Below are 15,613 nucleotides of genomic sequence, written 5' to 3' on the forward strand. Positions count from 1 at the left end.
CCCAATCAAGAATGAACATCAGCTTATCATCGTGCTGAAAAAAGTTTGATTAGTAAGATTCATCATTTAGTTCCTACGCTTTGTCGACCGGGTAAGGGGCCGTGATACCGGTTAAATAGTTCTTTGTTCCTTTAAAGGCCTGAAATTGATCATATTCACTAGCAAGTAATCGCATTTCAATCATTTCTGCTCGTGCCAAGGGTATCAGCCAGATCATGGTCTGTATTTATCCTCGAAAAGAGAACCAACATGTACTTCAGCTCCGCTTGTTTCATGATGAGCTTTAGCGGTTTAAGTGGCCGGCTTTAAAAAGATTGTTATAGTTGGCGCTTTATAAAAATACTTTTTAAGATGACCTTAAAGTAGACGTCTTAGCCGGCTAAACGTTGCAGTTTCGGGTTATTTTACTTTCAAAAATAGGACTTAATACAGCTACCGTCCTGACAACTGTTTAATTCGCACGATGATTTAAGTTCTGTTTCTACAAGGAAAGTTATTGTTATTTTTGTTTGATGACTGACCTGAACGAATATGAATGCGGGATGCTGGATGCCATGCTGGAAGCATTTGGAATTCCGGATAGCCTGACGCGCTTTCAGTTATTGGAACTTTTTGACCAGGATGAGGCCACCGCGTTTATTATGGTGCAGGTTTTGGCCAGGGAGGAATTAGTTGCAGAAGCCGGTAAGCACGGGGATTTTGAATTGCCGGAAAAATTGGTGCTGAAGCCGAAAGGAGAGAAGTTTTTGCAAGAAGGTGGTTTTACCCGGCGTTACTGGCTGGCCCAAGAGAAGCCCGTGGAAGTTGGTGGCACGCTCCATAAGCTACAGCAGCAAAATATGCGACTTCAAAACTTGAAACTTTCGAACGAAATGGAAATAGCTGAACTGGCTAAAGTGATCAATCAATTGAAGGTCCGTCAATACATCTGGTGGGGGATCGTGATCATTGCATTTTTGATAGGATACCTGATCGGCCATTTACATAAACATTAATGAGCCTGGATACAGCCACCCCGATCCGACTGTCAGAACTGGCTGGTATAATATACCAGGTCATTGACGAAGTTTTTAAGCAGCAATCCTTTTGGGTTGTGGCTGATATTGCGAATCACAGTTTTAAACCAGCCAGCAGTCATCATTATTTTGACCTCGTCGAAAAAGACCAAGGTTCGGCGGCCTTAATTTCCAGGATACCGACCAGGTCCTGGGCGGATGGCAGCAGCCGAATTGCTGCGTTCGAACAGGCGACCGGGCAGAAATTTGGTAATGATCTGCGTGTCTTAGTGCAGGTCAGCATATTTTATCATGCGGTTTACGGCCTGCAACTTACGTTAACCGACATTGACACCGGGTTTACCTTAGGGGCGCTTGAACAGCAGAAACAGGCCACTTTGTTACGGTTGGTCAAAGATAATACGGAACATATCCGGCTGAACAATGGCGTTTACAGCACGTCGAATCAGCAACTGCGATTGCCTGCAGTTATACAAAATATTGCCGTTATATCGTCCAGCACCTCTGCCGGCCTGGAAGATTTTCTACATACCCTGAATAACAATGCTTTTAATTACCGGTTCCGGACGGATACTTACAATAGTGTCGTTCAGGGTGAATTAAATGCACAAGTTGTCGTTGACCAGTTAATTGCCATTTATAATGCGCAAAACGATTATGACGCAGTTGTCCTTATCCGTGGCGGGGGCGCTCAAACCGATCTGCTATTATTCGAACAATATAGTATAGGAAGGGCGATTGCCCGCTTTCCTATCCCGGTTATTACCGGCATAGGCCATCAGAAAAATGAAACGGTGGCTGACCTGATGGCCCATACAGCTGTCAAAACACCGACGAAGGCAGCTGAAATGATCGTGGCGCATAACCGGGCTTTTAGCGATGAGTTGTTATCCTTTGAAAAGAACATGATCATCCGTTCGCAGCAAATACTCGCCAGGCAAAACAGGCTCCTCAGCCAGGTCAGTCAGCAGTTTCTGACCGGTGCAGGCCATTATTTGTCTGCCCAAAAACAGGACTTAAGTGCATTGTCATCTGTCCTGGCCCGGCGTCCCGGGCAAATGCTTTATGAAAAGCAAAAAGACCTGCAAAGTATGGTCGGCAGGATGGGCTATGCCAGCCAGTATTTTTTAAAAACGGAACAAGGGCATATTAATAATTATGCGGCATTAATTCGTTTGATGTCACCGGAAAATGTGATGAAAAAAGGATTTGCACTTATTAGGCAAAACGGAAAGATCATCAGTGACCCGGCATCGGTTTCACCTGGTAACCAAATTGATATTATCTTAGCGGGTGAGGAAATTGAAGTTATAGTAAATAACAAGAAAGCTTATGACGGAAGAGACTTTAACTTATGAAAAAGCTTACGCAGAGCTGCGTGATATTGCGGAAGCGATGGAATCAGAAACGATTTCCGTCGACGAGCTGGCAGAAAAAGTGAAACGCGGGGCATTCCTTGTTAATTTCTGCAAAGCGAAATTACAGACCACGGAAACCGATGTTAACAAGATCATCGAACAGATGGAGCAAAAAGCAAAATAATGCAGACTGTTTGCGTTGAATATTTCAGCCGCAACGCAGGTCGTCCCTGCATTTCAAGTAAGTGTCCTGGTCGAAATTTTGATTTTTCCATCAGTTTATAGTCAAAATCATTATCAGGTTCTAAAATTTGACAGCGTACGGAAGTTTTGGGGTAACAGATTCTCTATGGACATGATTCGGCCCATTCAGGTGTTATCAGCGTTTTTCCAGTGACGTCGGCAGCGGTAAAAGAGGCAGCTGATGGCAAAGGGAGACTGAAATGTTGCTTAATAAGCGGGCGCCGGGATTCGCCTTACCGGATATTAACGGTAAAACTCATTAAACCATGTTGATCAGGGAAGGAAAACGACTGATATTTATATCAAGAAAGATTGGACTATCGTTGATGAAGGTGAAGAAGCCGTTATTAAATTGATCCGCCCCAAAGAATCCCTGACATTAACAAAATACGTCCTTAGCTTAAAAGCAGGAATTGTTGACGTCGTTTATGGTTTGAATTAATTTGAAAACTTCAATTGCTAAAAAGGGACAAATCGTTATTAGGATTTGTCCCTAGCAGTAAATCTCATTTGCTGAACTACTTTCTGCCAATGTTACCCATCCCGCCGTCGACGAAATAGTTTTGGCCTGTAATCCAATTTCCCCGGTCAGATGTTAACAATGCTACAACCTCTGCAATTTCTGAGGCATTTCCCATTCGGCCAAGTGGAACCATCCCACCCATCGCACCTTCAGGAACCCCCATCGCGTCGGTAAATACTTTCCTAATCTCATCAGCGCCCGGTGTTATAACCATACCTGGAGTTACAACGTTAACCCGGATTTTAGGAGCCAGCTCTGCTGCCAAACCCAGAGAATAGGAATTGAGAGCGGCCTTAGCTGCCCCATAGTGAAGCAACGGGGCCATAAAAGCATTTGGACCGCCGGAAGAAATATTAACTATGGATCCATTTGAGGATTCTTTCAGTGCCGGAAGTAACGTAGTTGTAGTTCTTACCGCCGACAGGAAATTCAAATTTAAGGCATCCAACCACTCTTCATCAGGAATGCCGGCAGAACCAGCCAAATGCACCCTTGCAGAACCCGCATTATTGATAAGAATATCTATTCCACCTAATGTTTCCAGAACCTCCTTTGCCAGGACATTGGCTCCTTCAGCAGTACTTATATCACCTTTAATAAAGATCGCACCTGAAGGAATATCTTCGGTTTTTGAGCGCGCAGAAACTGCCACTTGAGCGCCACCATCTAATAATCTTTGAGCTATCGCAGCACCAATGCCACGTGAACCTCCGGTGATAAAAACTTTCCTACCTGAGAATTCGCTTGAATAATCTTGCATCATTATAGTATTTAATCCACGTCAATATTGACTATGCAAAATTGATAAATCGACCTAACCTCATAAAGGAACTGGATCACCAAATTCGTGTGAACTAAATCACACTGTTTTCTGATTCGAACGGGTATTTCGAATTCTTGACAAGAACTCCCTGGACATTCCCAGGTAAGATGCTATAACATATAAAGGAAATCGTGAAACGAGTTGCGGATATTTTGATATGAAGTTTTCATAACGTTCCTCTGCGGTTTCACTAATATTGGATAGTACTCTTTTTTGAAAATTAACGGCTGTTTTGTGTGCTCTTATTCTAAAATAGCGTTCAAATTTAGGCATTGTTTCCATTAACAATTGCTCGTTGTCGAAACTTAACTGGATCAAAGTACAATCTTCCATAGCTTCGACGAATAGTGTTGCAGATTCCTGCGACATATAGCTTCCGGGATCTCCGATAAACCAATCTTCAATGGCAAGTGAAATCGTGTGATCTTGGCCATCACTACCAATTACATACGCCCTAAGTGCTCCACTTACTACATAATTTCGGTACCGGGAAACATATCCAGGTTGATCTACAAATTGTCTTTTTCTGAATGTTTTAACACTAAGTAACGAAGTCAAGTATTCTTCCTCGTCTTGCGATAAATCCATTTGTTTCTTAATATGATCTACAAGCGGCTGTACATTTGGCATTTAACAAAATTATTACTTTGCACGGAAGGGTATCCTATAAAAGTAAAAATAATGCACTCTCTTTACTAGATTACGTTAAAGGGTCAACAACTTAAGTTGAATGATTGAGCATACTCTTATATAAAAGACTATGGTTTAAAGAATGAAAGTGTTTTCCTAATTTTATCAATACCTCAATTTCAATAATAAATAAAAATGCTTGATAGGTTCATAGAATACTTAAATGCAAAAATTACACTTTCTAAGGAAGATATCGAATTAGTACAATTTGCTGTAAAAATTAAAACTCTCAGAAAAAAACAATTTTTGATCCAAGAAGGGGATTTATGGCCTTACCACGTTTTTGTTTGTGAAGGACTATTGAGAAGTTATCGGGTAGATCAAAATGGTTTAGAACATATTGTTTTTTTTGCAATTGAAAATTGGTGGGCAGGCGATCCTGAAAGCACCCTATCTGGTAACCCATCCAAAAACTTCGTTGAAGCGATTGAAAAATCTGTAGTAATATTGATAAAAGACGATAATTTCAATATGTTAAAAACGAGTATTCCTGGGTTTATGGATTTTACTAATTCTTTAATTACCAGGAGTCTTGTTGCTTTTCAAAATAGAATTCATGACAACATCAGCCTTTCCGCTGAGGCAAGGTATCTGAATTATCTTAGCAAATATCCCCATTTAGCAAACCGTGTTCCCCAACATATGCTCGCTTCATTTTTGGGAATTACGCCTGCCACACTAAGCCGGGTTAGAAAAGTAACCAAAAAAAATAAAGTTTTGTAATTGATAAAAGACAAGAAATTTCTTGTCTTTTATCAATGGAAATACCTTGTCCGTCTGTACACCTTTGTCTCATCGATTTATAGAATTTAAAACTATCAAAACAGATGAGCAAAATCATTTTAATTACAGGTACAAGTACAGGATTTGGTAAACTAATGACAACCACCCTCGCCAATGCAGGACACAAAGTGTTAGCTGGAATGCGAGATACTGACGGAAAAAACAAGTCTGTTGCCCAAGATTTAGAGGCATTGACCAACGTGGAAGTTGTGGATTTAGACGTAACTGAGGATTCATCAGTGACGAAAGCCTTCGAGCTCGTGTTAAGGAAATATGGCACGATTGACATTCTAATAAATAATGCAGGGGTAAATGGTTTTGGGCTATTGGAAGCCTATTCAATAAATCAAATTAAGGCAATGTTCGAAGTTAATTTTTACGGGGTAATTCGGACCTACCAAGCTGTTTTACCGGTTATGCGAAAGCAAAAAAACGGATTGATTATAAACATAACCTCTGGAGCAAGCGGTCATACTTTACCATTTATGATACCTTATCTAGCTGCTAAATTCGGTGTGGAAAGTATAACTGAAGGCCTCCAGGAAGAATTAAGAAAATTTAACATTGAAAACGTCAGTATACAACCTGGAGCTTATCCAACGGAAATGAATAATGGAAGCAAGGCTGGTATACACGCCGACAATCCTGAAATTGCCAAAGAATACGAGCCTGAGGCTTCTGAAATGCTAAATGCTCTTGGAACGGCTTTTCATAAAAAAATGGCAGAGTATCAAGTTAATCCTCAAACCGTCGCCGACGGCGTTTTGAAATTGGTTAACATGGAAAGTGGAACCCGTCCACTTCGGTATCCTTTAGATGCCATTGCTGAAGGCACAGATCTTGAATTCATCAATTATAGAGCCGAAATCAAAGATAGGTGGTTGGCGAAATACCAAAGCTAAGCGAACTTGATATTACCATAAATCATCAGATTTAATTTAGGTTACGGCGGTTTTTTTAACCGCCGTATTATTTTCCGTGTCTCCCAAATTGATTTACTTTAATATGTTATCTATAAATAAGTCTCGGTAAGTTCTACTTGTAAAGGAGTTTTATATTATCCTCTTCAATTTTAGGATAGGATAGTCTCTTTGCGATATCCTTGTCACTTATTGATTATCGCCATTCGAAAGATGAAGCAAATATTAATTATCCCTGCTGATCGATTTTTCAGCGATCTTCTTTTTCAGGCTATTTTTAAAATCATCGTCCAGGAAAATCTCTTTGGTTGGTCCGGGGTTGACCATTTTATGAACCATAGCGCAAATCATCAGGCTCTGCTGTTCATAAACGCGGCATATATAGCAGCCGGCTAAGTGAAGCTTTAATTCCAGCTTTTCCCTATTACTTAACCGCTCATCCTGTTTTTTTTCTATTAGGAATGTCGCTTTCCTACAGTTATAAGCAATTATCTCAAGATCAGTTTTCAGTTCCTTTTTCATATTTATAACCAGTTCTGTTGGAGACAAGAGCGCAGGTTTACCTTTGCCCTGTGAATAATAACCCAATAATTTGAAGGCGTAATATTCATGTCCGTACAAATAATTTCAGTTTGTGCATCATCCATGTGCTTCATCGTAAATACAGCGAACCACAATGGAGGAAGCTTTTTCATGCATTTTTGCAGGACAGCACTCAATTCCTTATTGTGAATTGGGTCGGATGTTTCAATACCAAATGGTTTAGGCCAGTGCTCCTTTTTCCAGTTATTTAAATCCGGATCAAAATATTCTATCTGACCATTGAGCGTTTCTGTAATATCGCCCCCCATTTTTATTCGCGCCCGTTTCCTGTATACGTCGATAACTTTATATTTCAGTATGGCGATCAGCCAGGTACGAATTGTACTGTTGCCTTTAAAAGTGTGCGATTTTTCCAATGCTGCCAGAAATGTTTCCTGAACTAAATCACGTGCAATCTCTTTATCGTTTAAACGACTTAGAGCATATGCATATAAATGATCAGCATGTTCATCAACCCAACTGCCAGGATTAAGGTTATCTGACATGATATCATTGTATTTTTCAGCAGGCGTATCTTTATGCATAATATAGTTTTCTGCAGAAATTAAAATCGTTGTTATAGTTTGTTAATTATACAGCTATCAATTACAAATTGTAAAAGAAACTTGTCCTTATCTTAACTTTTAGTTTCCGCTTTTTTTGCCCAGCTGTTAAGTTCATCTGCGGTAAAAAAACCTTCCGATTTACTTACCACATTTCCATCACCGTTAATAAGCAGGAGGGTTGGATAGCTGTCTACCTCGTATTTTTCCGCAAATTTCAGACCTTCTCCTTTTTCCATATCTAACGATACGTTTACAAAATGTGAATTAAAGTAAGATGCTACCTTCGAATTCCGAAAAGTTTTGGTTTTTAAGTCCCTGCACGGGCCACACCATACAGCATATGCATCTACAAAAATAAGTCGATGCTGCTTTTTAGCGAGTTGCAAAGTTTTTTCCCACTGCTGATCCGCAAAATGTATCTGTTTGGTTACCGGAGTTTTAGCTTGTGCATGCACTGAAAATTGAGCTGAGAGGAATAAGAAAGCACCGGCAAAAATTAATTTTGCCGCCTGCCTGATATATGTTGAAAGCATTTCATTTACCATTTTCTTTTGTTGCATTTTCTTTAACTAATGCTGCTGAAACAGCCTGTAATAAATCAGGTCCGATCCGCTGTTTAAAATCCGGATTGATATATTCAAACTGGATAACTCCCTTTTTATTCAATATAAACACTGATGGTACAGGTAAAAGCTTATCAACGTTTTTTCCGTTTGATCCTGTTTCCAGGGTACTGCTATACGCCGCAGGCGCTTTAAAAGCAATGCCGAATTGTTTTGATACGTTAAGATCTGCATCAGACAACAAGGTGTAGGTTAATTGGTGTTTGCCAATGCTTTTCTTTAAGTTGTCTGGGCTGTCCGTACTGATGGCGATTATTTGGTAACCCATCTTCACCAGGTCTCCCTGAATCGCCTGCAGTCCGGCCAATTCTTTATTACAAAACGGACACCAGCCACCACGGTAGAATACCAGAATTGTCGGCCGCTCATTAATTTTTTCATTCAGATTATAAGATTTTCCGCCGGCATCAGGTACAACTACCGCGGGGATTGATTCCCCTATCAGCAGAGGGCTGACATCAGTTGGTTTCGCCGGGATCATCGCTTTAGCCATTACAGTATCAGTTGCAGGATTAGCCACTACCTCGGCTTTGCAGGGAAAAGTTAATAGTGCAACAGGAAATATTGCGCAAAAAAGAAATTTGTTGAGGTTTATTTTCATGAACTTTAGTAATTGATTATTGGAAATTGGTAAAGAAGCGGGCCACGAGGACCCGCTCTTTTAGGATTTACATTTTTGTACTATCCTTTTTCATCATCTTGTCGCCAGACATTTTGCTCATTTTCTTTTTGGACATTTTTTTATGATCCATTTTAGACATTTTCTTAGTAGTGTCTTTCATCATTTTGTCCTGTGCCTGTACATTTACAGTTAAGAATAATGCCGCTACAGCAGCAACGCACATCATTTTTAAATTTTTTGTTTTCATTTTTTTTGTGGTTTAACTGATTAGTAGGCTTGCCGCTGAAAACCTTACAGCATTTTCAGTATTTATTTTTCCTTTGTTATACCGTGGATTTCCTGGAAGATAAAAAAACTGTGTAAGGAGAAAGCCTAACACTCGACTAATAGTATAGAAATACATTTAGCGTATTTTAATAGCATAAACATTTATCAAACAAAAAAACAAATGGTAAAATTCGCATTATTAGCCCGCTTAGAGGCTAAACCAGGAAAAGAACAGGAAGTGGCTGACTTTATTAAAAGTGCATTGCCGCTTGCAGAGCAGGAAGCTGAAACAATAAGCTGGTATGCACTGCAGATCGGTCCTTCTACATTTGGTATCTTCGATACTTTTGAGACCGAAGAAGGCAGAAAAGCTCATTTAGGCGGCCAGATTGCAGCGGCGCTCATGGCTAAGGCACCCGAGTTGCTTGCTAAAGACCCTATTATTGAACAGGTAGATCTTTTAGCTGTTAAATAAAAAAAAGCTTCGGTCCTCAGACCGAAGCTTTTTTTGTTATAATTCAGGTGCTACCGGGAAATCTACCGGCAATTTTGTGATTTTATGGAGATAATTACTAATAATTTTATCCCCGATAACAATCAGGATATCAATCAGATTGGCTTCTTTATAACCGGCATTAAATAACGCCTCGACCGAGTCAGGGGATGGCTCGCCACGGCTTTCTGTCGTTTGTTTTACAAAAATGGCCAGCGCTGCTAACTTGGCGTCGAAAGTGACAGCGGCTTTTCTTATTTCCAAAACCTGATCGTCCGTAAATCCGTTCATTTTGCCCACCACTGTATGTGCTGATAAGCAATAAATGCAATTGTTAACCTGGCTAACCACCAGTTTGATCACTTCTCTTTCTTTACCGCTGAGCGTATTTTTACGCGACTGTAAAGCCAGATAGTCAGCCAGAGCCGTCTCATTTTTTCCGAAATAAGCGTAAAGATTGGGAACCATGCCCAGGTTCTTTTCAAGATTGTCAAATATGTGCTGATTAGTTTCTGAAACTTCCGACTTCGATGGTGCTTTGAATGTTTTCATTATTTTTTAAATAGAAAACCGGCCTGGAAATTCAGGCCGGTCGTTTTTGTTTGATATATTATTTAAGGGTTACTTTTATAATTCCGGTGATGTCCGGTAAAGTTGTAAACGGATTGGGGTTAGGAACTGCGGATATTGGTTGGCTCAATTTCAATGGCGTTCCTGCCAGATTGAACTGTGTAATACCCGCCCCTGGGAACTGATTTACCGCGGTGCCATCATCGTATAATTTAATCGAAGTAGAGATATCACCTTTTTGAGTTGGGTCTACGCCATTGTCGACAGAAGCAAAAAACCAATCATTGGAAAAACCGTACATAGTAGCGATAGCTAACCTGTCTCCTGTACTCACTGTCAATTGTTGGGAAACAATTCCACCAGGCTGACCGCTGATTTGCGGTAACAAAACTTTGGTGGTTGGTGCAGGTAAAACATAAACTGCTTTAATACCAGGCTTTCCTTTCAGATAAGCGGCCAAGGTATCTGCATTTCCCTGCTGTGCAATTGCCTTTAAGCCCTGGCCACGATCCAACTCACCGTTTTTATAGATAGGATTGTCTATGCCGTTATATACCACTACTAAAATTGGCGATAACGGTGTAAAAATTCCGGTGATAGATTTTACATAGGCATTAAGGGAAGTGTTATCACCAGCCTCAGCTATGCCTGTTAAACCATTCGCTGTTGGTTGCCCGTTAACAAAAAGAGGGTTGGGAGCCTGTAAAGTGCCGCCTACAATATAGGAAACTGCCCACACACCCGGACTTAAAGGGGTTTCATTTGCTGTACCACCTGAGTTATTTTGAAGCGTTAGGGTAAAGACAGAATTACCATTGTATTTTAACGTGGCCGTTACCAGTTTTGACGCGGCCAGGTAAGTGTTACCCTGTGCATCCGTACCAACTACCTCGCTGATATTTTTGGATTCGGCTGTGCCCGGATGAGTTACTGATACGCCGGGTTTTTGATTTACCCTTGTACCATTATCCCATAGTTTTACCTGCGCGGAAACATCTCCCTGAATTGGATTGCCATTTGAATCATAAACTTGTATGCCCGGATTGGCAGGCGCAAAGAATAAATCATTGGAAGCACCATACATTGTAGCGAATGTCAGTGCTTCGCCTTTTGCTGCGGAAAAAGTAATAGTTGTTGATTGTCCTGGTTGAATGAGGGCAGGAGAACCTGTTCCCTGGAAAGTTCCTGACTCAACCAAGGGCTGAGATTTCAATACGTTCTCTACAGTAATTGTCGTTTGTTGATTTGCTATGCCGGTAGCGCTGTTGTTATCTTTTTTGCAGGCTGTGAAAGCTAATGGCAAAAAAAGAATCATCCCCGTTTTTAAGAAATTGTTGTAGTTCATAAGTTATAAATTTGATGATTGGTCGACGGGTACGGCCAGTTCTTACAATAAAATTTATGAAAAAAGCCTTCGTGACTTTTCAATGACGATCCGGATGAAAAAGAAAAAAAAGTCGAAAATAATTGTAAGGGAGACTGTTTTTATGCGACTAAACTATCTATTTCTGCATTGCAGCAGATTACCCGGCAATGGATTTACCGGACTCATGAATCACAATTTACATTTATTACCTTAGTCAATATTTTACCGGATGAAGAATATCTTATTAGTCGAAGATGATCCTGAAATAACCAAACTTCTACAGCTTCATTTTAAGGAGCCTAACTATACCCTTGTTGCTACTGCCAGTGGCAGCGAAGGCTTAGAAAAAGCTTTAATTGGGAATTTTGAGCTTATAATTTTGGATCTAACCCTGCCGGATCTGGATGGCATGGAGGTTTGCAAAGGCATCAGGGACCATAAAGTTTCGAGTGCTATTTTAATGCTAACTTCAAAATCTGAAGAGATAGACAAAGTTCTTGCCCTTGAACTGGGGGCCGACGATTATGTTACCAAACCATTTGGTATCAGGGAACTGATGGCCAGGGCAAAAGCATTAATCAGAAGAGCCGAACTAATCCCGCAGCAAATAATTGCCGAAGCCGTTAAAGAAATAAAGGTCAAGGACTTGCTAATTGAATTGAATCTGAGAAAAGCCACATTAAAAGGAAACAGGCTTGATCTTACCCCAAAAGAATTCGATTTGCTGGTACTGATGGCATCTAACCCCGGGAAAGCATTCACGCGCCAGGAATTATTGGAAAATGTTTGGGGGTATACTTTTTCCGGGTATGAACATACAGTTACCGCTCATATTAACAGATTAAGAATCAAAATTGAAACAGATTTGGATAACCCGGAGTACATACTCACCAGTTGGGGTATCGGCTACAGATTTATAGAATGAAAACCAGGTCAACAGGAATTTTTTCGCGTATCGGGATATTTATATTCCTGATTATAGCCTCACTGGCGATACTGTTTGTTTATGTAACCTACAGCGCAACCAGTGATTATTACCAGGCCAGCACGCAATTGCTGAACAAAGATATTGCCAGTCGAATTGCTACCTTATCCTCGCCTTTTTCAAAAGAAGGTATTGATCATAAAAAGGCAGATTCGGTTTTTAAAAATACAATGATCATCAGCCCGAATACTGAGGTATATTTTTTGGATACGATGGGCAATGTCAAATACTATTTTGCACCCGATTCCCTAATTAAACAACGAAAAGTACCCGTTGATAAGATCGAAGCCTATCTAAACGACCATCTTCACCTGATCAAAAATATTGATCCAAGAGACCCTGACAACCCTAAAATATTTTCTGCCGCGCCGGTTATGGTAGACGACCAAAACATCGGTTATATTTATGTGATCCTTGTAAGTAAGGAATACCGCAACGTTGCCGAATTCGTTTTCAAGTCACAGGTAGGCGGATGGGCTACAAAGGGATTCTTTCTGTTAATCCTGGTAACCGTGATATTCAGCTTTTTGTATACCAGCCGTCTTCAAAAACGATATAATAACGTTATCCATATTTTAAATCAATTCAGGGACGGCAATCTGAATGTGCGGTTCGATGTCGTGAAAAAGGATGATTTTTTTCCGATTGCAGATGCCTTCAATAGAATGGTGGCCATGCTGGATAGTAATTTCTCCAGGCTTAAACTACTGGAAGATGAGCGCAAGAATTTTCTCGCGAATATCTCCCATGATTTGCGCACTCCGCTTGCTGTGGCAAGGGGATATACCGAAACGCTGCTGATAGAAAGTGATATCGACAAGGCTGCTCAGGAAAGCTATCTCGAAATGGTCCTTAACAAAATCTTACAGGTAGAAAAATTGGTATTGCAGGTTTTCGAGCTTTCGCGGATGGATGCTGTTAACTTTGAGCCAAAGAAAGAGCCATTTATATTTTCAGAGATATTACAGGAAAATATTAAGGGAGCGGAATTTCAGGCGAAGAAAAAGAATATTCAGATTGTCTGTGAGAACTGTGAAGATAATTCCTGGGTGAATGCCGACATTAATATGATGGAGCGGGTTATTCAGAATTTATTGGAAAATGCTGTTAAATACGCGCCTGACAATGGAATTATTAAAATTTCACTGGCGCGCGGTCCGGAAAAATTAATTGTTCAGCTCGAAAACAGCGGTCAGCCATTACCGAACCCTATATTAAGCTGGGTAAATGATTTATCAGCAGAGGATGCTCTTCACAGGCCGAAAGAAGCAGGCCTGGGACTTGCACTTGTCAAGCGTATTCTGCGGCTGCACAACTTCTCATTCTTTGCAAAAACAAGCGATGAAAAGTTTAACTGCTTTACAATCAGTATAGATAACTACAAATCATCATCTAAAAAAGTATGATAAACGGAGGATACGTTATACTTCTGTGATAACTTGTAAGGGGTGAATGAGCGAATTTTGAAACATCAAGTTTTCAAAAAAGCTCATGAAAAAATACTTCAAAAATCACCTTAAAAAACTGCCGGTATTCCTGGCATTGTTTTGCCTGCTTTCGGTATCCGCCTATGCGGCCCCTTCTCCACAAACCGATAGTGTTAGTACTGCCGGAGTTCAATTCACCCCAATAGCAGCGGATACGACTGTAACCACTAATGCAGCGGTAAAACCGCAGGAAGTAAAAAAACTTCCCGTAAATCATCAGCCTTCTACTCCGGCAAAGGCCCCTCTAAGTTTATGGACCATTTTTATAGCCGGTTTTATCGGTGGACTGGCTGCGTTATTGCTGCCTTGCATTTTTCCAATGTTGCCGTTAACGGTCGGTTTTTTTACCAAAAGACACTCCAATCCTAAGAAAGGAATATTGGATGCTGCAATCTATGGTCTTTCTATCATCCTGATATATGTCGGACTTGGCATGCTGATCACCATAATTTTTGGTGCCGATGCCTTGAATGCGTTATCTACTAACGGTATTTTCAACTTTGTCTTCTTCCTCTTATTAGTAGCATTTGCGGCTTCGTTCTTCGGGGCCTTCGAAATTACCTTACCCAATAAATGGGCCAACAAGGCAGAAGAGAATACAGAAAGAAAAGGTTTTGCGGGCATCTTCTTTATGGCTGCGGCACTTGCCTTGGTTTCATTTAGCTGCACAGGCCCGATAATCGGTACCTTATTGGTACAGGCGGCAACTTCCGGTGCCCGTTTAGGGCCTGCTGTTGGGATGTTAGGTTTTTCTATAGCGCTTTCGTTCCCATTTGTTTTGTTCGCACTTTTCCCGTCTTGGTTAAACAACCTACCAAAATCAGGTGGCTGGTTAAACAGTGTTAAAGTATTTTTAGGCTTTCTTGAGCTGGCCCTTTCACTGAAATTTCTGAGCAATGTAGATCTTACTTATCACTGGCATTTATTCGACAGGGAAGTGTTCCTGGTACTTTGGATAGTAATCGCCGCTTTAACAGGCTTTTACCTGTTGGGTAAATTAAAATTCGGCCATGATTCCGATGTAGCATATGTTTCAGTGCCCCGGCTATTCCTGGCTATCATCGTGCTTTCATTTTCAGTCTATATGGTACCTGGCTTATGGGGTGCTCCATTAAAATCAATTGCCGCTTTTCTTCCACCGCAATCAAGCCAGGATTTTGACTTATATACGCCGACCCTTTCCGGTGGAAATAACACCGCCGCAAGTTCTGTTTCGGCTGACCTGACCCCGCATAAGTATGCGAACTTATTTGACAAGCCTTTAAATCTGAACCCCTTTTTTGATTATAAAGAAGGGATCGCTTACGCGCAAAAAGTTCACAAGCCGGTGATTATTGATTTCACAGGCCATGCCTGTGTGAACTGCCGTAAGATGGAAGCAACTGTATGGCCGGATAAAAAAGTGCTGCCATTAATAAAAGACAGTTATGTGCTTATCCAGCTTTATGTGGATGATAAAACAGGACTACCGGCAAATGAGCAGTATGTAAGCAGTTTCAGCCATCGTAAGGTAACGAATATCGGTGCCCTGAACAGTGATATCCAGGCAACCCGCTTTAACACCAATTCGCAGCCTTATTATGTACTGCTTAATCCGGTTACTGAAAGTGTGCTGGTAACACCTGAAGGTGCAGACTATGATACCTCCAGCTTTGCCAAATACCTGCAATCAGGTCTTAATCTTTTTAAATAAATA

At 40.7% G+C, this 15,613-nt stretch carries 18 protein-coding genes; 9 read left to right on the forward strand and 9 right to left on the reverse strand.

Features of this window, described 5'->3' with window-relative positions:
* Positions 1 to 512: 512 nt before the first annotated feature.
* From PQO05_RS09965 to xseB, 3 genes are read left to right on the forward strand one after another with little or no spacing between them, the layout of a single operon-like run.
* Positions 513 to 995, forward strand: coding sequence for a hypothetical protein (locus tag PQO05_RS09965; protein WP_273632632.1), 483 nt, complete (start codon positions 513 to 515; stop codon positions 993 to 995).
* Positions 995 to 2,374 carry an exodeoxyribonuclease VII large subunit gene (xseA, locus tag PQO05_RS09970; protein ID WP_273632634.1) on the forward strand — a complete coding sequence of 460 codons (1,380 nt, stop codon included), beginning with the start codon at positions 995 to 997 and terminating at the stop codon, positions 2,372 to 2,374. Before PQO05_RS09965 ends, xseA begins: the two co-directional genes overlap by 1 nt.
* Positions 2,349 to 2,558: an exodeoxyribonuclease VII small subunit gene (gene xseB, locus PQO05_RS09975; protein ID WP_273632636.1), complete on the forward strand. Its 210-nt coding sequence runs from the start codon at positions 2,349 to 2,351 to the stop codon at positions 2,556 to 2,558. The genes xseA and xseB overlap by 26 nt, the downstream gene beginning before the upstream one ends.
* 577 nt (positions 2,559 to 3,135) lie before the next feature.
* Here xseB and PQO05_RS09980 read toward each other — a convergent pair.
* Entirely contained in the window at positions 3,136 to 3,903 is a 768-nt protein-coding gene (locus PQO05_RS09980; RefSeq protein WP_273632638.1) for an oxidoreductase, read from the reverse strand.
* A 96-nt stretch (positions 3,904 to 3,999) separates the two neighbouring features.
* Positions 4,000 to 4,593, reverse strand: a complete 594-nt coding sequence (locus tag PQO05_RS09985) for a Crp/Fnr family transcriptional regulator (protein ID WP_273632640.1) — start codon at positions 4,591 to 4,593, stop codon at positions 4,000 to 4,002.
* 195 nt (positions 4,594 to 4,788) lie between these two features.
* On the opposite strand from PQO05_RS09985, the gene PQO05_RS09990 reads away from it, so the two are divergent.
* Both PQO05_RS09990 and PQO05_RS09995 read left to right on the forward strand, forming a co-directional pair.
* Entirely contained in the window at positions 4,789 to 5,376 is a 588-nt protein-coding gene (locus PQO05_RS09990; protein WP_273632642.1) for a Crp/Fnr family transcriptional regulator, read from the forward strand.
* Positions 5,377 to 5,480: 104 nt separating this feature from the next.
* Entirely contained in the window at positions 5,481 to 6,338 is an 858-nt protein-coding gene (locus PQO05_RS09995) for an SDR family oxidoreductase (protein WP_273632643.1), read from the forward strand.
* Positions 6,339 to 6,581: 243 nt separating this feature from the next.
* On the opposite strand, the gene PQO05_RS10000 is transcribed toward PQO05_RS09995, so the two are convergent.
* The 5 genes from PQO05_RS10000 to PQO05_RS10020 all read right to left on the reverse strand — a co-directional run bounded on the left by PQO05_RS10000 (position 6,582) and on the right by PQO05_RS10020 (position 8,996).
* Positions 6,582 to 6,878: a zf-HC2 domain-containing protein gene (locus PQO05_RS10000; RefSeq protein ID WP_273632646.1), complete on the reverse strand. Its 297-nt coding sequence runs from the start codon at positions 6,876 to 6,878 to the stop codon at positions 6,582 to 6,584.
* A gap of 2 nt (positions 6,879 to 6,880) precedes the next feature.
* The gene (locus tag PQO05_RS10005) at positions 6,881 to 7,483 is read right to left on the reverse strand and encodes a sigma-70 family RNA polymerase sigma factor (protein ID WP_273632647.1); all 603 of its coding nucleotides are present in this window, start codon (positions 7,481 to 7,483) and stop codon (positions 6,881 to 6,883) included.
* Between the two features lie 92 nt (positions 7,484 to 7,575).
* Entirely contained in the window at positions 7,576 to 8,064 is a 489-nt protein-coding gene (locus PQO05_RS10010) for a thioredoxin family protein (protein ID WP_273632650.1), read from the reverse strand.
* Positions 8,039 to 8,728 carry a peroxiredoxin-like family protein gene (locus PQO05_RS10015; RefSeq protein WP_273632652.1) on the reverse strand — a complete coding sequence of 230 codons (690 nt, stop codon included), beginning with the start codon at positions 8,726 to 8,728 and terminating at the stop codon, positions 8,039 to 8,041. The genes PQO05_RS10010 and PQO05_RS10015 overlap by 26 nt, the downstream gene beginning before the upstream one ends.
* A gap of 67 nt (positions 8,729 to 8,795) precedes the next feature.
* A complete protein-coding gene (locus PQO05_RS10020) occupies positions 8,796 to 8,996 on the reverse strand; it encodes a hypothetical protein (RefSeq protein ID WP_273632654.1) in 201 nt (66 codons plus the stop codon).
* 201 nt (positions 8,997 to 9,197) lie between these two features.
* On the opposite strand from PQO05_RS10020, the gene PQO05_RS10025 reads away from it, so the two are divergent.
* Positions 9,198 to 9,491 carry a putative quinol monooxygenase gene (locus PQO05_RS10025; protein WP_273632656.1) on the forward strand — a complete coding sequence of 98 codons (294 nt, stop codon included), beginning with the start codon at positions 9,198 to 9,200 and terminating at the stop codon, positions 9,489 to 9,491.
* Positions 9,492 to 9,527: 36 nt separating this feature from the next.
* On the opposite strand, the gene PQO05_RS10030 is transcribed toward PQO05_RS10025, so the two are convergent.
* Both PQO05_RS10030 and PQO05_RS10035 read right to left on the reverse strand, forming a co-directional pair.
* Positions 9,528 to 10,061, reverse strand: a complete 534-nt coding sequence (locus PQO05_RS10030) for a carboxymuconolactone decarboxylase family protein (protein WP_273632660.1) — start codon at positions 10,059 to 10,061, stop codon at positions 9,528 to 9,530.
* 58 nt (positions 10,062 to 10,119) lie between these two features.
* On the reverse strand, positions 10,120 to 11,424 hold the full coding sequence (locus PQO05_RS10035) for a spondin domain-containing protein (RefSeq protein ID WP_273632662.1): 1,305 nt from the start codon (positions 11,422 to 11,424) through the stop codon (positions 10,120 to 10,122).
* A 250-nt stretch (positions 11,425 to 11,674) separates the two neighbouring features.
* On the opposite strand from PQO05_RS10035, the gene PQO05_RS10040 reads away from it, so the two are divergent.
* The 3 genes from PQO05_RS10040 to PQO05_RS10050 all read left to right on the forward strand — a co-directional run bounded on the left by PQO05_RS10040 (position 11,675) and on the right by PQO05_RS10050 (position 15,610).
* The gene (locus PQO05_RS10040; protein ID WP_273632664.1) at positions 11,675 to 12,370 is read left to right on the forward strand and encodes a response regulator transcription factor; all 696 of its coding nucleotides are present in this window, start codon (positions 11,675 to 11,677) and stop codon (positions 12,368 to 12,370) included.
* Positions 12,367 to 13,836: a HAMP domain-containing sensor histidine kinase gene (locus tag PQO05_RS10045; RefSeq protein WP_273632665.1), complete on the forward strand. Its 1,470-nt coding sequence runs from the start codon at positions 12,367 to 12,369 to the stop codon at positions 13,834 to 13,836. The genes PQO05_RS10040 and PQO05_RS10045 overlap by 4 nt, the downstream gene beginning before the upstream one ends.
* 85 nt (positions 13,837 to 13,921) lie before the next feature.
* Positions 13,922 to 15,610 (forward strand): protein-disulfide reductase DsbD family protein, encoded by a 1,689-nt coding sequence (locus PQO05_RS10050; protein WP_273632667.1) that lies wholly within the window; start codon positions 13,922 to 13,924, stop codon positions 15,608 to 15,610.
* Positions 15,611 to 15,613: the final 3 nt, after the last annotated feature.

Origin of the sequence: Mucilaginibacter jinjuensis, assembly GCF_028596025.1 — a bacterium.
Taxonomy (GTDB): domain Bacteria; phylum Bacteroidota; class Bacteroidia; order Sphingobacteriales; family Sphingobacteriaceae; genus Mucilaginibacter; species Mucilaginibacter jinjuensis.